20 protein-coding genes and 1 pseudogene are annotated in these 21,157 nt (G+C 33.5%); 3 read left to right on the top strand and 18 right to left on the bottom strand.

All coding sequences use genetic code 11. The features are described from left to right. Positions 1-4: 4 nt before the first annotated feature. From ACKRLN_RS08255 to ACKRLN_RS08215, 9 genes and pseudogenes are all read right to left on the bottom strand, one after another. A complete protein-coding gene (locus ACKRLN_RS08255; RefSeq protein WP_296142765.1) occupies positions 5-1,417 on the bottom strand; it encodes an aspartate ammonia-lyase in 1,413 nt (470 codons plus the stop codon). A 113-nt stretch (positions 1,418-1,530) separates the two neighbouring features. Beyond that, positions 1,531-2,175: a hypothetical protein gene (locus tag ACKRLN_RS08250; protein WP_296142768.1), complete on the bottom strand. Its 645-nt coding sequence runs from the start codon at positions 2,173-2,175 to the stop codon at positions 1,531-1,533. Beyond that, the gene (locus ACKRLN_RS08245) at positions 2,159-3,502 is read right to left on the bottom strand and encodes an MATE family efflux transporter (protein ID WP_296142771.1); all 1,344 of its coding nucleotides are present in this window, start codon (positions 3,500-3,502) and stop codon (positions 2,159-2,161) included. Before ACKRLN_RS08245 ends, ACKRLN_RS08250 begins: the two co-directional genes overlap by 17 nt. Beyond that, complete coding sequence (locus ACKRLN_RS08240; RefSeq protein ID WP_296142772.1) at positions 3,489-4,367, bottom strand: metallophosphoesterase family protein; 879 nt, start codon at positions 4,365-4,367, stop codon at positions 3,489-3,491. The genes ACKRLN_RS08245 and ACKRLN_RS08240 overlap by 14 nt, the downstream gene beginning before the upstream one ends. A 1-nt stretch (position 4,368) precedes the next feature. Next, entirely contained in the window at positions 4,369-5,274 is a 906-nt protein-coding gene (locus ACKRLN_RS08235) for a carbohydrate ABC transporter permease (RefSeq protein WP_296142773.1), read from the bottom strand. A gap of 72 nt (positions 5,275-5,346) precedes the next feature. Next, positions 5,347-7,116 carry an extracellular solute-binding protein gene (locus tag ACKRLN_RS08230; protein WP_203127113.1) on the bottom strand — a complete coding sequence of 590 codons (1,770 nt, stop codon included), beginning with the start codon at positions 7,114-7,116 and terminating at the stop codon, positions 5,347-5,349. Positions 7,117-7,127: 11 nt separating this feature from the next. Next, positions 7,128-8,162, bottom strand: coding sequence for an ABC transporter permease (locus ACKRLN_RS08225; RefSeq protein WP_296142774.1), 1,035 nt, complete (start codon positions 8,160-8,162; stop codon positions 7,128-7,130). Between the two features lie 52 nt (positions 8,163-8,214). Beyond that, positions 8,215-9,312 (bottom strand): annotated as a pseudogene (locus ACKRLN_RS08220) (ABC transporter ATP-binding protein); the annotation flags it as partial. Between the two features lie 379 nt (positions 9,313-9,691). Beyond that, positions 9,692-11,032 carry an MATE family efflux transporter gene (locus ACKRLN_RS08215; protein ID WP_296142776.1) on the bottom strand — a complete coding sequence of 447 codons (1,341 nt, stop codon included), beginning with the start codon at positions 11,030-11,032 and terminating at the stop codon, positions 9,692-9,694. Positions 11,033-11,110: 78 nt separating this feature from the next. On the opposite strand from ACKRLN_RS08215, the gene ACKRLN_RS08210 reads away from it, so the two are divergent. Then, a complete protein-coding gene (locus ACKRLN_RS08210; RefSeq protein WP_203127117.1) occupies positions 11,111-11,722 on the top strand; it encodes a sugar O-acetyltransferase in 612 nt (203 codons plus the stop codon). 486 nt (positions 11,723-12,208) lie between these two features. Here the strand turns inward: ACKRLN_RS08210 and sdaAA are convergent, their stop codons facing one another. From sdaAA to ACKRLN_RS08190, 4 genes are all read right to left on the bottom strand, one after another. Next, the gene (gene sdaAA / locus ACKRLN_RS08205) at positions 12,209-13,087 is read right to left on the bottom strand and encodes an L-serine ammonia-lyase, iron-sulfur-dependent, subunit alpha (protein ID WP_203128168.1); all 879 of its coding nucleotides are present in this window, start codon (positions 13,085-13,087) and stop codon (positions 12,209-12,211) included. Positions 13,088-13,096: 9 nt separating this feature from the next. Further along, on the bottom strand, positions 13,097-13,759 hold the full coding sequence (gene sdaAB, locus ACKRLN_RS08200; protein ID WP_203128170.1) for an L-serine ammonia-lyase, iron-sulfur-dependent subunit beta: 663 nt from the start codon (positions 13,757-13,759) through the stop codon (positions 13,097-13,099). Positions 13,760-13,847: 88 nt separating this feature from the next. Further along, on the bottom strand, positions 13,848-15,080 hold the full coding sequence (locus tag ACKRLN_RS08195; RefSeq protein WP_203128172.1) for a dicarboxylate/amino acid:cation symporter: 1,233 nt from the start codon (positions 15,078-15,080) through the stop codon (positions 13,848-13,850). A gap of 241 nt (positions 15,081-15,321) precedes the next feature. Then, complete coding sequence (locus tag ACKRLN_RS08190) at positions 15,322-15,942, bottom strand: superoxide dismutase (protein ID WP_296142777.1); 621 nt, start codon at positions 15,940-15,942, stop codon at positions 15,322-15,324. A 166-nt stretch (positions 15,943-16,108) separates the two neighbouring features. Here ACKRLN_RS08190 and ACKRLN_RS08185 point away from each other — a divergent pair, with 166 nt between their 5' ends. Both ACKRLN_RS08185 and ACKRLN_RS08180 read left to right on the top strand, forming a co-directional pair. Continuing rightward, entirely contained in the window at positions 16,109-16,648 is a 540-nt protein-coding gene (locus tag ACKRLN_RS08185) for a transposase (RefSeq protein WP_416334836.1), read from the top strand. Then, entirely contained in the window at positions 16,561-17,505 is a 945-nt protein-coding gene (locus tag ACKRLN_RS08180; RefSeq protein ID WP_416335393.1) for an IS3 family transposase, read from the top strand. The genes ACKRLN_RS08185 and ACKRLN_RS08180 overlap by 88 nt, the downstream gene beginning before the upstream one ends. A 31-nt stretch (positions 17,506-17,536) precedes the next feature. Here the strand turns inward: ACKRLN_RS08180 and ACKRLN_RS08175 are convergent, their stop codons facing one another. The 5 genes from ACKRLN_RS08175 to ACKRLN_RS08155 form a co-directional block, all read right to left on the bottom strand. Then, the gene (locus ACKRLN_RS08175; protein WP_296143289.1) at positions 17,537-18,280 is read right to left on the bottom strand and encodes a TlpA family protein disulfide reductase; all 744 of its coding nucleotides are present in this window, start codon (positions 18,278-18,280) and stop codon (positions 17,537-17,539) included. Further along, positions 18,264-19,127, bottom strand: a complete 864-nt coding sequence (locus ACKRLN_RS08170; protein ID WP_416334835.1) for a 4Fe-4S binding protein — start codon at positions 19,125-19,127, stop codon at positions 18,264-18,266. The genes ACKRLN_RS08175 and ACKRLN_RS08170 overlap by 17 nt, the downstream gene beginning before the upstream one ends. Next, complete coding sequence (locus ACKRLN_RS08165; protein ID WP_367270058.1) at positions 19,120-19,224, bottom strand: CD1871A family CXXC motif-containing protein; 105 nt, start codon at positions 19,222-19,224, stop codon at positions 19,120-19,122. Before ACKRLN_RS08165 ends, ACKRLN_RS08170 begins: the two co-directional genes overlap by 8 nt. A 78-nt stretch (positions 19,225-19,302) precedes the next feature. Beyond that, positions 19,303-20,418 (bottom strand): sensor histidine kinase, encoded by a 1,116-nt coding sequence (locus ACKRLN_RS08160; RefSeq protein WP_296143280.1) that lies wholly within the window; start codon positions 20,416-20,418, stop codon positions 19,303-19,305. Then, a complete protein-coding gene (locus ACKRLN_RS08155) occupies positions 20,408-21,079 on the bottom strand; it encodes a response regulator transcription factor (protein ID WP_296143277.1) in 672 nt (223 codons plus the stop codon). The genes ACKRLN_RS08160 and ACKRLN_RS08155 overlap by 11 nt, the downstream gene beginning before the upstream one ends. Positions 21,080-21,157: the final 78 nt, after the last annotated feature.

Raw genomic sequence — 21,157 nt, 5'->3', positions numbered from 1 at the left:
CCTCTTAAAATAATTCTTCCTCATCAAGGATTCCAGGTTCTATCATCTTTTTAAAGTCAAGTATTTTATCTAAATCTTCATCTGATAATAGATTTTCATCTAAGACTATATCTCGGATGCTTTCACCAGTTTTTAATGCTCTTTTAGCTATTTTTGACGATTTTTCATAGCCAATATGTGGGGCAAGCGCCGTTACAAGGCCTACGCTTTTTTCTACTTCTATGCTTAATTCTTCTTTATTTGCCACAATATTATCAATACAATTTACTCTTAAAGTATAGATTGCTCCTTTTAAAGTTTTTAAGGATTCAAAAAGTTTGTGGAAAATCACTGGCTCAAAGGCATTTAGCTCTAGCTGGCCTGCTTCAACTGCCATTGTTACTGTCAGATCATTTCCGATTACCAAAAATGCAACTTGATTTACAACCTCTGGAATTACTGGATTTACTTTTCCAGGCATGATAGATGATCCAGCTTGTTTGGCAGGTAATTTTATATCAAAAATCCCAGTTTGTGGACCAGAACTCATAAGTCTAAGGTCGTTTGAAATTTTTGATAGGCTAGCTGCAAAAGTTTTTAAAACAGATGATGCAAAAAGGATGCCATCTAGGTTTTGAGTTCCATCTATTAAATCTTCATTTTGCTTTAAAGAAAGGCCACTTACATCAGCAAGTACGCCCACAACCTCATCCACATATCTTTTGTCAGCATTAAGTCCAGTACCAATTGCTGTTCCGCCAAGATTTACAAAAGATAGGTCGTCTATAGCTTTTTTTAATCTTTTTACATCACGAGATAATACTTTGGCGTAGGCTTTAAATTCTTGTCCAAGGCTCATTGGTATGGCATCTTGGAGTTGGGTCCTGCCCATTTTGTAAACATCATCAAATTCTTCTGATTTTTTATTTAAAGAATCTATAAGTTTATTAGCTTCTTCAATTAATTCTTCAAAATATCTAATTAAAGCAATTTTTCCACTAGTAGGTATCACATCATTGGTAGATTGGCCCTTATTTACATGGTCATTTGGGTGGATGATTTTGTATTCCCCAACCTTTCCACCAAGGCTAATCTCAGCAATATTTGCAATCACTTCGTTGGCATTCATATTAAAAGAAGTACCAGCCCCACCCTGGATAGGGTCAACTATAAAACTATCTCGATTTTGACCATCAATAAGCTTTTCGCAAGCTTTTACAATTGCATCAGTTTCATCATCTGACAAAAGACCAATCTTCCCATTTTCAATAGCACAGGCTTTTTTTACCTCAAGGATAGCATCAATAAATTTCTCATCCATCCTAAGGCCACTTATATTAAAATTCTCAAAAGCTCTCTGACTATTGGCCCCATAAAGAGCGTTTTCATCTATACTAATCTCACCAAGAGAATCATGCTCAATCCTAAAATTACTCATATCTCTATCCTCCATAATTTAATTATATAATATAGGCCAAATCTTACAAGGATATTAGAAAAAGGTTTTTATTTAAAAAATAACAAAGAAAAAGCATCAAGATTATCTTGATGCTAATTTAAATTAAAAAGCAAATAAGTAATAGATTTCTTGGCAAGCATTTTTTTGTAAAATTTATATGCTAGCTCTATTGCAATGCCAGGTAGGATGACAATTATTAGTAGACTTGAGATTTTTATTAGTATTATTGCTATTGCTGCTAAAAATGCGTTTAGAACTAGGATATCGATTATGTTTACTATTACTAATGCGATTGCATTTTTTGCTATTTCTGTATATTTCATTCCCGGATATTTTGCCATTAGGTAAAAACTTAGGGTCATGGCATTTACTAGTACAAAGGCCATTATTATATTTAGGTAAAACAAGCCTGTAAATAATGGGTTGATAGATGTTGAAAAGTAAAATAAATCTACTGCTAATATTAATATTAAACTTACATACAGTAGGCTAATTTTTAAGTATTTTAGTGAATAATTTATAATATTTTCTTTAAAAAACTTAAAGATTTTTATTTTTTCCTTATGTCTTTCATGATCAATTTTTTCATTGAGGTCAAAAAGCACAACATTTGCCCCGGCAAAGGTTAAAAATCCTAGGCCCATTACTAGAGAAACAATATATATCAGCGAATATGACAGATAATAATATATTTTTTCAAAAGCCTTGCTTATTATATTTCTAAATTTCGTATCCATTGTCTACCTCGTTTATCTTAATCCACTTGCCTGACTTAAATCTTAGGGTAAATAATAATCTTCTTAAGGCCTCATCTAGGATAAATATTATCCAAACCGCCCTAAGGTCCATGCCTAATTTATTTACAAGAAGGTATGAAAGTGGGATTACCAAAATATATGTTGTTACAATTCCCACTATTACTGGGAATTTTACATCTTTTAGTACATTTAATGAATTTACCAAAATTTCATTTGACACACGCATTGGATCTAATAAGATTTGGAAAAATAGTAGTTGAGTTACTATTTCTGTGATTTCTGGATCCTTTGTAAAAATCCCTACCAAAAATCTGCCCAAAAGGGCTAAAATTAAGTTTACTCCTGCTGCAATTAGACTTATTCTATTTGCGTTTATGACTCCAAAATTCTTTATTTTTTCAAAATCCTTGTTTCTGTAATAATTACCAATCACAAGATTTCCAGCAACCCCAGCTGCAACTCCAATTGAAAATATAAATGAAGTTATGGTTTGGGTATAGATTTTGGAACTTACTGCAATAGTTCCCAAGGATGCTATGATTGCAGTAATTATGGTCTGGCTAAAATTATAGGAAATCTGCTCCATAGCTGAAGGGATACCAAGGGTCAAAATTTCTTTTTTCAGTGGAATTTTCCTAAAGCTTTCCTTAAAATCAAATAATTCTGGAATTTTGCTTTTTAGGGTAAAAAATGTCAAAAGCATACCCAATAGTCTTGAAACAAGGGTTGCAATAGCAATATAGCTTATGCCCCCTAGGTTAAAAATAACTATTACTGAATTTCCCAAAATTACCAAAAAAGTATTGATAACAGAAACTTTTACAGCTATTTTTACAAAACCAAAGGCACGCAGGGTACCAAGCATTAGGGATGTCATGGCCAAAAATATAATTGAAACAGAAACTATCCTTATATATATAGAAGTTTCGTTCAAAAGTTCCCTGGGTGTTTGCATAAGCATCAAGAGGTCTTTATTGAATAAAAATACGGCTATTACAATCAAAATGGCGATAATTACATTTAAAATCACTGATTCTTTAAGGATAGACTTTACATAGGAAAGCCTAGACTTATCTGCATTTTGAATAATTAATATACTCGCTCCAAGGACTACAATATTGGTTATCATTGCAAAAATATTGAGCAATTGGTCAGAAATCCCAATTGCTGCTACCATTTGGTCGTTAAATAGAGAGAATAAAAATACATTAAAGTTTCCTATAAGGGTTAGAAAAATCTGCTCTACTAAAAGCGGCCAAAATAAATTTTGATATTCTTTGGTAAAAAGTTTATTATTTATCTGCATCAATCTGTATATTTCTAGTTTTTATTTCGAAAGGATCTTTTGTAATTTCAATGACTGTAGCCCCTTTTGCTACATCTCCATAGGCTTGGTAGCCAGAAGAATTTGCAAAGGCTAAGTGAATACCAAAAAGTTCACTATCAAAGTTATTTTCGTGGTCATGGCCTACAAGCATGCCCCAAATTTCTCCATTTAGTAGCATATTTGCAAATAGTCCAGTGTTGATTTTTGGGGCTGAAATAGCTTCGTTAGTTTCTTCTTGAACGCCGTATAAAATATTTTCCTTACTTTGCCAATATTCTGGAATTGGAATGTGTTGGAAAATTATACCACGTTTTACGCTATCATTTTTCTTATTTTTATCAGCTGTGTGTCTAAACCATTCCACTTGTTCTGGTAAAACCCACTCGTAGGTTCCATAGCCAAATCTATCATCAGCACCTGAGTCGATAAAGTATAAATATGCAATATCTTCTCCATTTTCTGAAAGAGGAATTACATAATTTTCCTTATCATTTATTACAACAACATCTTGTTTCTCAGGCTTATTTGATATTGTTTTGTCATAGATACAGCGTAATTCTGAACGAGTAATGCCCTCTTCGCTGTCGTGGTTTCCAAAAGTTATTGCAAGGGGAATGTCATATTCGTCAAAATATTCCATTACAATTTGAAAAACTTTGTCAGAATCTTTTACCCCATCAGACCACATGATGTCTCCTGTATGAACTATCAAATCTGGCTTTTCATCAGTTAGGATCTTATCGATAAGATTAAAAGTTCTAATATCATCCTCATGATGTGGTAGGTTTCCGAAATGTGTGTCGGTAAATTGTACGATTTTAAATGTATTATTTTTAAATTCCATATTATTCCTTTACTGATCCTATGGTGATACCTTGGACAAAATATTTTTGTATAAATGGATATAAAATTACAATTGGTAATATAACTACAATGATGGTTGCCATTTGTAGGGAGTCTCCCGTTACCTGAATCCTATCTAATTGCTGGTAGGCTGCACCTGAGTTTTTCGCCAAAATATCTGCTAGCCCTTGTTGGCGGGTTAGCATGTCTTGAAGGATTGTAGCAAGTGGTTTTAGTTTTTGATTTCTAACATAGAAACTTCCAGCAAACCAGTCATTCCAATGGCCAACAGCTGTAAAAAGTGTTACTGTAGCAAGGGTTGGCTTACTCATTGGTAAAACCATGTCGGTAAAAATCCTAAATTCCTTCATCCCATCTATTCTTGCAGCTTCCACAAGGCTCATTGGGACTTGAGAAAATGCAGATCTAAGTAGCAAAATATTTGTAACGCTATAAAGGCTTGGAATAATGTAAACCCAAATTGTATTTGTAAGACCTAGTTGGCTAAGTACCAAATAATAAGGGATAGTTCCACCGCCAAATAGCATAGTGAAAAATATAAAGAATGTAATCTTGCCCCTACCTGGCAGGTCAGGAATTGTAAGAGCCCAAGCAGCCATAGACATTAAAAATACACCAAGGACTGTACCAATTACAGTTCTAAAAATAGAAATGAAAAATCCATTTATAAGATTATCTTGCTTAAAAACTTCTTTAAAGTTTTCTAGGGTAAAATCTCTAGGAAAAAAAGCGATACCTCCACTGGCTGCATCTTTACCTGAGTTAAAAGCAAGGGCTAGGATGTGTAAAAATGGCAAAACAATGGCAAGGGCCATAAGTATTAAAATAATATAAAATATAATTTGTGACCATCTGCTTGTTTGGATGGCTTTTTTTGAACTGTCCATAATCCTCCCTAAAATAAAAGATTCTCCGAGAAATTTTAGCTTATTCTCGGAGAAAGCTTTTAATTTAAAATATTAATAGAATATTGTATCTCCATCTTTTTCTTTTTCTTCTAAGAACTTGCAGAAACCTTCGATGTCAGCATCTTTAAGTCTTTGACGAGATTGTTCTAAGATAGCATTTGCTTCTTCTTCACTTTTTGCATAGTATGCTTTAAGGATTGCATCATCCCAATCTTCTAAAGCTTGAGAAAGATTTCCTTCATCGCCTTCGAATTCATATAAATATGCTTTTGGATATAGACCATCGATTACTTCTTTATCTTCGAATTTTTTGTCATAATTGTATTCTTCAAGAAGTTTTTGCGCTTGACTTGCTTCATCTCCTCTTACACTATCTCCCCAAGATTCTTCACCAAAGTCTCCTAGGTTGTCCATGTCTGTGTATGCAAAGTGTTCGCCCCAAAATGCTCTAACGCCTCTGAAACCTTCTTTGATAGCTTCGTCTGGATTTTCTTCTGCTTCTTTTACTAATTCTTTTTTAGGAACTGGTTTTCCATCTACCATATCGTAGTGTTTACCTTCTATACCGTAGAAGTATAGTAGTTTTCCTTCTTCGCTAGCCATCCAGTCTGCAAATTTTACAACTTCTTCTGGATTTTCTGTTGTAGCTGGCACTGCCCAACCTGTGTAACCAGATTTATATGGTTTAACCATATTGTCTGATCCATCTACTCTTTTGATATCTCCAAGTGGCATCCAATCGCCATTTGCGATTTCTGGTCTATAGTTGTGTGAGTCTGATACGATTGCAAATGATTTGTTTTGGATACCCTCTTGTGCACGAGTTTCTTCCATTGTATAAAATTCTGGGTGCATTAGGCCTTCTTCTAACCATTTACGTACTTTTGCAACTCTTTTTTCACCGTAATCTGTCATAGATTCGTGTTTTACAGTATCTCCGTCTTTGGCAAATTTTTGTTCGCCTTCACCTTGCCACATTAAGTCTCTGTATGGTCTTGGTCTTTCAGAACCACCCCATGATGTTGGTCCTAGTGGAGTTACAGGGTTACCGTTATTATCTTTGTAATCACCTTTAGCAATTTTGTTTAATAATTCTTCTAGTTGATCACTTGTTTTTATGTCATCTGTTTTTACACCAAGATCTTCAGCAATATCGCGTCTGATAAACATATTTCCAAATAATTTACGTCCTGGGTCTGCAGGATTTCTATTAATTGACATATGAACTAGGTATGTTGCACCATCTTGGTCATCTCTCATCATGATATTATCTTTTGTATCTGTTGGTAGATAGCCTTCTTCAAAATATTTACCATAAATCTTACTTTCTTTAAGAGGCTTAGAAATATCAGCAAACATTCCTTCATTACTTGCTTTTAATAATAATGGGAATTCTGGTCTACCTGAGTTGTCTAGGTAAAAAGCAACTGCATCTGGAAGGTCTCCTGATGAAAGTCCTGCTGCAAGAGCTTCGTAAGAATCTTCATTTGATACTGATTCGATTGTTAGAGTGATACCTGTTTTGTCTTTGATGTATTGAGCAATTTCTGGACTCATTGTTCCTTCACCAGTATCTCCTGCTGATTCGAATACTAAAAGCTTGATTTCGCGATCAGCTATCCATGTATCTGGTTTGTCTGTATTTTCTTCTGCAGTGTTAGCATCTTTTTTATCAGCATCTTCTGTTTTGTTTTCTGCACTTTGAGTTGTTTCTGTCTTGTTGTCAGTTGTGGTATTAGAATCATTGTTTCCACAAGCTGTTAAGGCAACTAAACTCATTGCCATGAGCATCGCTTTGCTAAAAGTTTTTTTGATATTCATATTCTCTCCTCTTACCATAAAGAATTTTCGCCGTATTTATCGGCTGCTTTGTTAACTGCAACAGTTAGTCCAAGTCCTACAAGTCCTTGAACAAGTCCAACTGCTGTTGCTGGACCGTAGCGAGCTTTTTCAAGCCCTGTTTTTACTACATAGGTATCAATTATTTCTGATACTTGGTAGTTTCCTGGATTTTGCATCAAGTACACTTGGTCAAATCCAGCTGATAATATCCCACCTAAGGAAATGATAAACAATATCATAATTGTTTTTGAAATCCCAGGCAGGGTTACGTGACGGGTTTGCTTTAATCTATTTGCTCCATCTATGGCTGCAGCTTCATAAAGTGATGGTGAAATCCCCATAATTGCTGCGTAATAGATGATAGAGTCCCAACCAACGTTTTTCCACAAATATGATCCAAATACTGCTGGATAGAAAAATCCATTTTCCATCATAAAAAATCTGGAACCATCAGTTACTCCTACATTTCTTAATAGGTTATTGATAAGCCCTGTATTTGGAGCAAAAAGTTTATTTAACATACCAATTACAACTACCCATGAAATAAAGTAAGGTAAATAGCTGATAGATTGGAAAATCGATCTGTGTTTGGTATTTACAATTTCATTAAAAATTAAAGCTAAAATTATTGGAAAAGGTAGGTAGATAAATAATTTTATAGCTGAAATAATAAGGGTGTTTCTAATATAAATAGGTGTTTGCCTATCAGAGAAAAACTCCTTAAAATATTGAAGGCCTACCCAGCCCTTACCATACATCCCAGAGTTAAAAGAAAATTTTCTAAAGGCTAGGATGTTTCCTGTCATTGGCCAATAAGAAAATATTATGAAAAAAAGTAAGGCCGGTAATAGCATTAGATAAAAAGTTTTATATCTTGCCATTCTTTGCCACAAAGTTTTTTTCACTGGTTTAAAGTATGGGTCATTGTCGTTATTATCATTATTTGGAAGCTTGGAAACTGTGTGTTTGGCTATGTGTTCTGTCTGACTGATTTGATTGGTCAAGTTGTTCGTCTGATTTTCCACTAGCACTTCCTCCTTCCTTAACAATATTTTGATAATTTTTCTCATTATCAAGGACAATTCTGTCTGTAGAGTCTTTGTCAAAGAAATTTGCAAAATCTAGGTCAAAAGCAAGATTTAAGTCCTGGTTTCTGCTAAATTCATCAAGGGTATTAACTTTTGCAATAATATTTTTATTATCGACCATAAAGTGAATAAGAGTCTCAGACCCTAGCATTTCTGCTAAACGCACTTTAGTAGAAAATGATACATAACGATCATTTTCAGGATCTAAATCACGCGCTAAGACTATATTTTCTGGGCGGATACCAAAAATTATTTCCTTATTCATATAACCTTTAAAGGCAAGTTGAGTAAGGATTGTGTCATTTAGTTTTATAATCTGTTCGCTAGTTTTTAATCCCTCCTCAGTAAGGGTAGCTGGGATAAAATTCATAGCAGGAGAGCCCATAAATCCTGCAACAAAAATATTATTTGGATACAAGTAAATATCTTTTGGTGTAGAAACTTGTTGGATAACTCCATCTTTCATTAACACAATTCTATCAGCCATTGTCATAGCTTCCACTTGGTCGTGGGTTACATAGATTGTTGTGTTACCAAATTCTTTAGAAATATTAGAAATTTCTGATCTGGTTTGGACCCTTAGTTTTGCATCAAGGTTTGAAAGTGGCTCATCCATCAAGAAAACTTTTGGCTTTCTAGAAATGGCACGGCCTAGGGCAACTCTTTGGCGTTGTCCACCAGATAACTCTTTTGGAAGTCTATCTAAATAATCAGTAAGCCCAATGATTTCTGCAGTTTTTTTAACTGTTTTGTCAATCTCATCTTGACTTTTATTTTGCATTTTTAGGCCAAAGCCCATATTTTCTGCAACGGTCATATGTGGATATAGGGCATAGTTTTGGAAAACCATGGCTATGTCACGGTCTTTTGGATGCACATCATTCATCAATTTATCTTCAAAATATAGCTCGCCTGAAGTGATATCTTCAAGGCCTGCTATCATTCTAAGGGTTGTGGATTTTCCGCAACCACTTGGGCCTACAAGTACGATAAATTCTCCATCTTTAATATCAAGATTAAAATCTCTTACCACATGTTGGCCTTCTATATAATCTTTGTAGATATGCGCAAGTTTAATATTGCTCATGCATGCTCCTTATAAGTACTAATTAGAAAAATTTTGAAATGTCATAGAATTTGAATTTTAGGCACAAAAATAAGCTTGTCAAAAACTAGCATTCGCTAATAAATATAAATGACATTTATTAGATTGATATTATGTAAATGTAAAATCATATAAATTAAATACACATTAAAAATCAGCATTTATTTGCAATTTTCTTTTATTTTTGTAAAAACTATTTATATATTTTTTACAAAAGCTCATATAATGTAAAATTTAGTTAAAGACTAAGTAAAGTATTTTTAATAAATTTAAGTAATAAAAAACCCAGCAATTGTTGAACTTTTGCTAGGTTAAAGTGTTTTATTTAAATTTTATTTATAATTTTTATTAAGATACTATGCTAGTTAAGCTCTCTTTTTATTTTTTTAAGAATAAGGCCTAAATTGAATAGTCCTTTCAAAATAGAAGTAAATGTCATGGCAGTCCATACTCCTGCTACACCAAAAATTGGCATAAATAATTTTGAAAATGGTATTCTTAAAGTATTAAGAATTATAGCAATTCGGGCTGGAGTTTTGGTATCTCCCATACCATTAAATGCTCCATTTAGGCCAATTTCTACTGCCATAAATATTTGTGAAACTGAGAGAATGGCAAGATACAAGGCTCCAAGTTTTATAGTTTCAGAATCATTTGGCACAAATATTCTAATCAGTGGATACCTAAAAATATAAAGCACTATCATAGAAATTGCACCAATTATAAAGACGATTTCAAAAGATTTTCTGATGATTTTTTTTACTCTATCAAATAATTCTGCTCCATAATTTTGCCCAACCATAGCTGCAATTCCTATTTGCAGACCCTCTGTCGTATTCCAAGTAATTGACTCAAGTTGACTACCTATAGAATAAGCTGCAACTGCTGGTTCTCCAAAGCCTGCCATAAATTTATTCAAAATCATACTTACAACAGCCATATAAACATTCATAAGAGCTGCTGGCAAACCAAGTCTAAAAATTTGCCCCATCCACTCACTTCTATAGTCAATTTTTATCAGGGATTTTCTGAGTAATTCATTTTTACGAAATATTTCTATAATAAAGATAATAGTTACAACAACTTGGGCTAAAACTGTAGCAAGGGCTGCTCCACGTACTCCCATTTGTGGGAATGGTCCCCATCCGAAAATAAGAACAGGATCCAAAATAATATTTGCCAATAGGCCAATAGAGTTTATGATAAAAGGTGTCAGCGAATTGCCCAAGGATTGGAAGCTTTGAGATAATACTGGATTTATAAAGAAAAATGTAATCCCAAGTGCCAAAACAAATATATACTCACGTGCATCAGTGCTAGCAATTTCTGACAATTTAAAAAATGATACATAGCTATTGCCAAAAATCAGCATTAAAACAGTATAAATAATAGCCAAAAATATAGTTAAAATATATCCATTGTTTAAAATTCTAATAGTTTCATTTTCATTTTCCCTACCAAAGGCTTGAGAAGCCAAAACCCCCATACCTATCTTTGGTACCATAGTAGTAGCATTTGCAATCCATATTAAAAAACCAGCAAGTCCTACTCCTGCAAGAGCATTTGATCCCAAACGCCCTATAAAAAACATATCTACAAAACCATAAGTGATTTGGATAAAAGCAGTAAGTGCCAGGGGTAAAGATAATTTTATAAGGGACTTAGTAATATCTCCCTTAGTTAAGTTTACATTTTGATCCATAAAGCGCTCCTTTGATGATAATACTTTACAACTTAAATTTTAAATTGTCATTCTAAACACGTGAAGTATGGTTTTGATATGAAAACACAAAAACAAAGAATGATAAATAGTAAGCTTTACATGGGCGATGAAGAACTTCGCCAAGATATGTATGAAGCCCGCTGCAAAATGCAAGATTTTAATAAATCCATAACAGCTGAAGAGATTAGAGAAAAGGCCAAAAATATTTTTGGAGAATTTGGCAAGGATTCAATGGTAACCCCTCCATTTAGATTTGACTATGGCTACAATATATTTATTGGCGAGCATTCTTATCTAAATTTCAATGTCTCAATCTTAGATTGTGCACCAGTCTATATAGGAGATAATGTGCTAATCGGTCCAGATTGTGCATTTTTAACACCAAATCATCCAAAAGATCCAGAAATAAGAAGAACATTTATAGAATACGCCGAACCAATAAAAATTGAAAATGACGTGTGGATAGGAGGAAAGGTAACAGTAATTGGTGGTGTAACCATAGGTGAAGGCTCAATAATAGGAGCAGGATCAGTTGTAGTAAAGGATATTCCAAAAGGAGTAATAGCAGCCGGCAATCCATGCAAAGTTATAAGAAAAATAGATGAAAATGACAAGCAAGTTTGGCAAGAAAAATATGATGACTATCAAAAAGAAATGGGAGAGGAGTAAGAATACTTAGTTATCAATAAATAAACTCTAAGTCTAGATTTATCCATTTTTCTTCTTCACTAAAATCTCTTTTTTAGAAAGAATTTTATGCTAGATTAATATATTTTCAGTATTAAAGTCCATTCTAAGGGTTTATAAGTGTGCGAAAATATAAATAAAACAATCCTAAAATGGCAAAGCATTTCTTAGTTCTTTTTTATAGTACAAATTGTACATTTCATATAAAATAGATATATCAATTGCGACATCTAGTAAAAACGCTCCCCGCGCAGGAGCGGAGGGGGTGAAATGGGTCGGGGGTCCGGGGAAGGGCCAAAGGGGTCTCCGCAACCCCTACGGCCCTGCTCCCCGGGAACGAAGCTTTTTCGTAAATAAAATATTATTTCTATTACTAAATAAAAATTTTTTAAAGAATTTTTCAAAAAAATTCCCCAACACCAAAAGCATTAGGGAAATAAAAACAATTTTTATATTTAATTTTTTTCTTTAATTTGTTCCATCAATATATTTCTCACGCAGTCTAAGAGCAGAAGGACAAACTGCTATACCACCTTCTCCAGTTTCACGAAGGCCTGATGGTAGACTATCTCCTACTCTCTTCATTGCATCTACTGCTTCATCAAATGTTACAAATACTTTTACTCCAGCCATTGCCATATCAGCACTTGCGAGAGCATTCATAACTCCATTTGCATTTCTAATATTGCATGGGAATTCTACCATCCCACCTATTGGATCACAGATAAGACCCATTACATTTAGCAAGGCACATATTGCTGCGTTTTCTTGGGTCTTTATGTCATATCCTCTTAAATAGCAAACTGCTGCTGCAGCCATAGCTGATGCTGATCCTGTTTCTGCTTGACATCCTCCTTCTGCCCCAGCAAATGTTGCATTATCAAAGATTACTTGGCCCATTTGAGTTGCTACAAGCATAGCTTCTTTTAATTTTTGATCATCATAGCCATATTTGTGATACATTATCATAAGTGTTGCTGGCAAAATCCCTGATGATCCTGCAGTTGGAGCTGCAACAATTTGACCCATGGCTGCATTTACTTCGCTTGTAGAAAGGGCCATTGCCATTGCTTTTGCTGCTGTATCTCCCAAAACTGTATCTCCACCTAGGAAATAATCATTCATTACTTTTGCATTCCCACCTGTCATGCCTGTTACTGAAACTACTGGTACTTCTAGGGCTGCATGTGATGAGTTTTTCATAACATCTAGGGTTCTTTGGAGTCTGTCAAAGATTTCTTCTTCACTTCTTCCTGTATTTTCTATCTCATCTTTGATTGAAAGTTCCCAAAGACTTGCATTTTCTTTTTCACATCTTTCTTTTAATAATTCAAATTTAGTGATCATATTTTAATCCTAATCTATATATTTAATAAAGGTAAAGTCTTTACCATTTCTAATTGTTTCAAGGGCTTCTTCATTTAGTGGCTCATCTAGTTGACAAACTAGCATTACATCATCGCCATCTTTTATTGTTTTCATTTCGTGGATATTATAACCGTCGCTATAAAGAATATTTGAAACAAAGGCTATAATTCCTTTTTGCTCTCCATAGGCCATAAATAGGGTTGGTCTTTGGGCATAATATTCTATAGGGTTTCCATAAATTTTATTTATTACGATAGCTCCCCCACCTATTGATGATCCTTGAATATCAATTGGAGTTCTGCCATCAGGATATTTAAATACCATTCTAACAGTATTTGGGTGAACTTCTCCTAGGTCTGTTTCTATAAATTTATAGCCAACTCCTGCTTCATCAGCATATTCAAAGGCATTTATAATCCTATCATCTTCTGGTCCATAGCCTAAAACTCCACCAACTAGGGCTCTGTTTGTACCATGTCCCTTATAAGTTTTGGCAAATGATCCATGCAAATAAAATTCTACTTCATTAAAACCTGGATCTACCATTTTTCTTGCTACATTTGCAATTTTTGCAGCTCCTGCTGTGTGCGAAGAGCTTGGGCCTACCATAACTGGCCCTATAATATCAAATATTGAAGCATTTACTGCCATAATTACTCCTTATCTTTTTTAACAATATAAGCTAGCACAATTATATTATGCTAGCTTGATTTAATTTTTGCAAAGGTTATCCCTTTTTTTATTTTGGATTTTTTATAACTGGGATTGGTTTCCAATTTTTGTTTTTTAATATTATCTTATTATAAACTTTATCAACTGCGTTTGCTATAGCCACATCCCCAGAAATATTTGCTGCTGTTCCAAATGAGTCTTGGGTTAGGTAAAGAGATATTAGTAGCCCTGCCATAGCTGATTCTGGTGCTATACCTACCATTGGTAAAAATGGTAAGGCACTCATTACTGCTCCACCTGGTGCTCCTGGTGCTGCAACCATTGCTACACCTAAGGTTGCAATTAGTGAAAGCATTAAGCCAAATGAGTGTGGCAAGTTATACATGTAAAGAATAGTAAACACACATCCTGTAATGGTTATCATAGATCCTGGCATGTGAACTGTTGCCCCAAGTGGTACAACAAAGTCTGCTATTTCTCTACTTACTCCATTATTTGCCGCACATTGTAAGTTTACTGGGATTGTTGCTGCTGAAGACTGAGTACCAACTGCTGTTACATAGCCTTTAACTTCATTTTTTAGCATAGCAAATGGATTTTTACCTGTGTATGACCCTGAGATGATAAACATAAAGGTAACGTAAATCAAGTGTAGGATGATTATACAGATAAATATCTTCCAGAATATTCCTAAAACAGCTTTTACTGATCCTAAATAGCTCATTTCTGCAAAGTTACCAAATATAAAAAATGGTAAAATTGGTATAATTGCTATTTCTAAAACTTTTACAATAATTGCGTTAAACTCAGATACCGCCTTATATAAAACATCTCCACTATTATTTCTCTTTAACCAAGAAATAGAGATCCCCATCATAAAAGCAAATATTAGCGCGCTTGTTACATCAAAAAATGGTGTAAGTGGCACTGTAAAATATGGTTCTAGCTTATCTGAATTTGAAGATACTATTGCATCTATTTGATCACTACTAATAAATTTTGGAAAAACATTACTTGCCATTATGTAAGATAGACTACCTGCAACAAGTGTTGATAGGTAGGAAATTAAAACTGTTATAGCTAGTAACTTCCCAGCTCCCTCACCCAAATCAGAAATCCCCTTGGTAACAAAGGCTAAAATCATCAATGGAATAATAAAGGATAAAAGTGAACCAAAAATCTTTGAAAACGTAACTGCTACTCTAATAACACTAACTGGTAGGCTGGCTCCCGCAAAAACACCTAGAGCAATTGCAATAAGTAATTTTGGTATAAGCCCAATACTTTTGATACGTCCCATAAATCTCTCCTAAAAAAATATATTTAATATAAGCTCCTTATATTAAATATATAATATCACTTTTTCGTGCAAAAGGAAATACGTTTTCAAAGTTTTTTTATCTTATCATAAATCTAAGTATTTTCCAAATATTTTTTCATTTTTTAACATTAATGTAATATTATGATAATTTTACACCAAAGGAAATCACAAAAAAACTACTGGGTTAACCAGTAGTTTCATTTCTTATAAAATTAAGTTATTATTTGCAAGTACCACCTTTTTGGTATCTTTCTTCAATTACATCCCAGTTTACAACTTTCCACCATTCTTCTAGGTATTTTGGTCTAGCGTTTTGATAGTCTAGGTAGTAAGCGTGTTCCCAAACATCATTGCCTAGGATACCTTGTTTACCTTCAAGAATTGGGTTATCTTGGTTTTTTGTAGAAATGATTTCTAATTCTCCATCATTTAGTACTAACCATGCCCATCCTGAACCGAATTGTCCTTTTCCTGCTGCTTCAAATTCTTTTTTGAATTCTTCAAATGAACCAAATTTTTTATCGATGGCTTCTTTTAATTCACCAACAGGCTCACTTGATCCGCCTGGTTTCATTGTATTCCAGAATAGGTTGTGGTTTAGTACTCCACCAAGATTATTGATAAGTTTTTGTTTTTTATCAGCATCATCAGTGATATCATCGATTGCTTTTAGTAAGCATTTTGGACATTTCTTTTCTTCATATCCTGTTCCTTCTAAAAGTTCATTTGCTGTGTCTACATAAGTCTTATGGTGTTTATCGTGGTGGAATGTCATTGTTTCTTTTGATATAACTGGCTCTAGGGCGTCATATTCATAAGGTAATTCCATTAATTCTAACATAAAATCCCTCCTAATGGGTTATTTTCATTTTTTAGTTCAGCTATTTGCCAACTTATTTTTATTATACCCAATAATGATTATTGTTATCAACTTTATTTGTAAAATAAAAAAGCACCCTATTTGAGCTGAACCCCAAAATCCGGAATACGGATGGAGGGGTTTTTTCATGCCAAAATATACGAAAGAATTTAAAATTAAATTAGTACTAGAATACTTATCAGGTCAAACAGGTGGGCGACCTGCAATAGCAAACAAATACAATATACCTGATAGCACTCTAGAAAATTGGATTAACAAATATAACTCAGGAGGCTTTGGTAACTTAGCTAAAAAACAAACTAAGAATAAATTCACTAGTGAATTTAAACTATCTGTAATACAATATAGACAAATCAATAATATCTCATACAGGCAAACCGCAGAGCACTTTGATATCACTAATGGATCAGTAATATGTAACTGGGAGAAAGCATATCGAGAACGTGGTTTATCTGGATTAGAAGATAACAGAGGAAGGCCTAAGAAAGATATGTCTAAATCAAAAAAGAAATCAAAGAACGAAAAACCAATAGTTGAGTCTGAAAGAGAAGAACTAATAAGACTTAGAGAAGAAAATAAATATCTAAAGATGCAAATACTATTCGAAAAAAAGTTTCAAGCCTTGCTACTAGAAGAGGAAGCAGAAGCAAGGAAAAAACAAAGATAATACTTCATCTTCTTAAAGAACACCCTGAAACAAAAGCAAGTGAATGGATAAAAGTAGCTAAGCTTGCTAAATCTTCATACTATGAGTGGAAAATTAAATTAGAAAATCCTGTAGACAAGGACAAAGAAGTAAAAGAAGAAATAAAATCAATAGTTAAATCAACAAAGGGTAGGTATGGCTACAGAAGAGTAAGTACAGTTCTAAGAAACAAAGGCTTAATAGTAAATCATAAAAGAGTTCTTAGAATCATGAAACAAGAAGGACTCTTATGCACTAAATTTAAAACTAGGTCAAGAAAATACTCATCATACAAGGGTCAAGTAGGTAAAATAGCTTCTAACGTAGTTAATCGTAACTTTAAAGCCAGTAGACCTAATAGGCTATGGTTAACAGATATAACTGAATTTAGAATTAAAGGTCATGAAGATAGACTCTACCTATCACCAATACTAGATGCATATAACAGCGAGATAATTAGCTATACACTAAGTCATCACCCAACAATTAAACTGACCAACTCAATGTTAGACAAAGCAATAAAAGGTATTAGTTCTAAAGACAATTTAGCAATACACTCAGACCAAGGATTCCATTACCAACATAGTTCATGGTCTAGTAAACTAAGAAAACTAAATATAATACAAAGTATGTCAAGAAAAGGGAATTGTCTAGACAATTCTCCGATGGAAAACTTCTTTGGTATACTAAAACAAGAAATGTACTATGGTGTAGAATTTACAAGTTATGATCAATTAAGAAAAGAAATAGAATTATATATAAAATGGTACAACGAAGACAGGATTAAGACAAAATTAAACGGAATGTCTCCTGTTGATTACAGATTACATTCCGCTTAAAATATTATTAAGTTATTCCGTGTTTATGGGTTCAGCTCAATTTGGATGCTTTTGATGACTCTATAGCCATTTTTATATTTTCTTTTAATTTTGCTTGTTGGTCTTCAGAAACTAAGGTTCCTTCGATTGGATCACCTATTATGTTTCCGTTTTTATCAACTACGATTGTTGTTGGATAGACAAATATGCCTTCTAGATATTCTTTCATGTCTCCCTCATAGTCTACTGCAAGTGCCTTATAAGTTGGCTTTTTATCTTTTATAATTCTCTCATAGGCTTCTTTTGTGGACTCATCGTAGTTAACATCTGTACACATTGAAACAAAATCTACCCCATCTTCTTTTTTAAGTTCATCTGCCAAATCGTTTACTTCATCCATTTCTTCAATACATGCTGAGCAACCTGTAAACCAAAGATTGATTACTGTTGCATCATTTTTTGCAATATCCTCATTGCTATATGGATTTCCGTCTTGGTCTTTTGCTGTAAAGTTTGGAAGAGTTTTTTTATCTGCCATTTTTGTTGGATCTGTTTCTTCCATAGTCATGTCTTTATCAGATTCATCGTTAGCTTCTTTAGACTCATCTTTTGTGTCTGCTTTGTCAGCCTCTGGCATTTCTTTTTCGTCTGCATTTTGATCTTTATTTTCAGCAGGCATTTCAGTTTTTGTTTCATTTTTCGTTTTTTCATCACTTGCTTGCTGACTATTGTTTTGGCAAGCTGCTAGGGCAAGCCCCAGCAAGATAATAGTATAAATATTATTTGCTTTTCTCATTTTCGCTCCTTTGTATAAAAGAGGAAGATATGGCTTTTGTCGGACAAGATTTTGTACATTCATGACACCTAATGCACTCTAAGTGTGCATCATTTTTTCTTATATCTACATCCATTTTGCAAACTTTTGCACATTTACCGCAGTCGATACATTTATTTTTATTAACATCCATTTGATAAAATGAATATTTATTGAATAATGAATAAAATGCACCAAGTGGGCAAATCCACTTACAAAATGGCCTGTAAAATAAAATCGATAATATTATTGTCGCAACAAGTATCCCAAGCTTTAAGTTGAAGAGATTTCCTAAAGCTAGCCTTAATGAAGGAGATTTAATAGCAAGGGGAATGGCTCCCTCTATTATTCCTTGTGGGCAGATATATTTGCAAAAATAGGGAGGAATTACTTCATATCTGCCGCGCATCACAAAAGATAAGGCTATTATCAGGGAAAATAATATTATATATTTTGTATATCTTAGGGGTTTTAACTTTTTTGTGGAGAGTTTTTTGCTAGGTATTTTATGTAGTAAATCTTGGAACCATCCCATGGGACAGAAGAAACCACAGATGAGACGTCCGACCATTACTCCAAAAAATGCCATCATGCCAAAAACGTAATATGAAAACTTATATTTTTTTGACCCCATGACTGCTTGCAAAGATCCTATTGGACATGATCCTGCAGCTCCTGGACAGGAATAACAATTAAGTCCTGGCAAGCATAATTTTTTTGTGCTTCCGCTGTAAATTTTGCCCTTAAAAAAATTTGGTATATGGAAATTGTAAGCCAAGGCGGTGAGGGCTTGGATAGTATTGCGTTTGATATTTTTTATCTTATCCAATGCCTATACACTCCAAACACAGGTTTATTGCCTTGGTAAATACACTATTTACTTCACCCCTATAAGCTCCATATACCACAAAGCTTATAGAGACCATTAGTAACAATTTGCTAATTATTTTTTTGTCCTTTTCTATCATATCTTTACCTCGTAAATAATGATAGCAAATAAAATGTTAATTTTGTGTTAAGAATGAAATAATAAATTTACTTCCTGATGGTATATTGTCTAAAACCTTGATTTCAGCACCAAGTGAATCCACGATTTGTTTTGAAAGTGCAAGCCCTATACCAAAACCTTCGCCCGATCTAGAATTGTCTGCCTGGTAAAAAAGATCAAAAATTCTTTCTTTTTGCTCATCAGTCATACCGATGCCAGTATCTGCAATTTCAATTATTGTGCGATTTTTTTCCTTTTTTGTGATTATATCTATAGATCCATATTCCTTGTTATATTTGATAGAATTTTCAATAATGTTAAATAAAAGTCTTTGAAGAAGGGCATCATCAGTTTGAATACACAAATCTTCATCTTTAATAAAGTTCACACATAAGTTTTTGCTGGCAATCCTATCTTCTAGGTCAAATAAGATTTCCTCAATTAATGTTCCCAGACAAACCTTTGTAATATTTAATTCTTGGTTTTTTGAAAACATCAAAACAGATTCGATTAAGCTTTTTAGTTTTTCAACATTTTGATCGATTTTTTCGATAAATATAGCTTCTTCTGGGCTAATATTTTTTCTCTTGTAAACATCGACTTGAGCTTTCATAACTGCAACTGGGGTGCGCAGCTCATGGGCGACATTTGCAGAAAAATCTTTTTGCTTTCTGTAATCCTTATAGATTCTTGCCATTAATTGGTTAAAGTTTTTTGAAAGATCAACAATTTCGCTAGACCCATCTTCTATAAGTAATTTCTCAGAAAAAGTTTCTGGTTTATTTATATCTATTTTTGCAATATTTTTTTGCAACTTTTTAAGTGGCTCTAAAATTTTTGAAATAATAAGTGCAAATATTAATGACCCAATTATGATGACAATGCCAGTCACTACAATTGTGTAAATTCTAAAGTCTGCAGTTGATTGCAAGTGAGCATTATTTACAGTTACCACCACTGAATTGCTGTAAGATGGCATATATTTTTCAATTTGTCTTAGCATTTCTTCAGTCATTTGGATTTGCTTTTGATTGATCATGTAGTTTGTAATGCTAATCATGGATATAAAAATAATTACAACCGCAGTGATTAGCTTAAAAACTATGGATTTGTAAACTTTATCAGCTTTCATAAATCCTATAACCCTTGCCAATTACATTTTGAATTTTATTCTCACCGCTTAATTCCTTAATTTTCTTCCTTAATGATGACATATGAACGCGAACAGAGTTTGAAAAACTATCGGCATTGGAGTCCCAAACATGGTCAATTAGCTCTTCACTAGATACAAATCTTTCCTTATTTAAAAATAGATATTCCAAAATTCCAGTCTCTTTTTGGGTCAGATTTATTTTTTGATCATCAACAAAGGCCTCACGAGTGGCTGTATCAAATTTCATATTTCCAGCTTCAAGTATTGTTGATTCTGTCACCGACTTGCGGCGCAAAAGTGCACGCATACGAGCATCAAGCTCTTTTAAATCAAAAGGTTTTACCATATAATCATTGGCTCCAAAATCTAAACCCTTGACCCTATCGTCAATATCAGATCTTGCAGTCAGCATAATGATATTTACTTCTTGGTTAAATTTTCTAATTTCATCAAGGACTTCAAAGCCATCTTTTTTTGGCAAATTTATATCAAGGATTACAATATCATAATTTTCGATATAGGCCATTTCTATAGCTTCTTCGCCATTTATAGCCTTATCCACAGCATAACCATACATAGTTAGGCCTTCTTCTAGTAAATTTATTAAATCTAAATCGTCTTCTACGACTAAAACACGCATAATTACCTCCATTTTACTATGATTATAGCATAAGACTGGGTTAATTTTGGGTAAAGAATATTAATAAATTTTTTTAAT

The organism is Anaerococcus sp. AH8042_DFU013_CI05, from assembly GCF_047936775.1.
Taxonomy (GTDB): Bacteria; Bacillota; Clostridia; order Tissierellales; family Peptoniphilaceae; genus Anaerococcus.
This window is presented reverse-complemented; position numbering and strand designations above follow the sequence as displayed.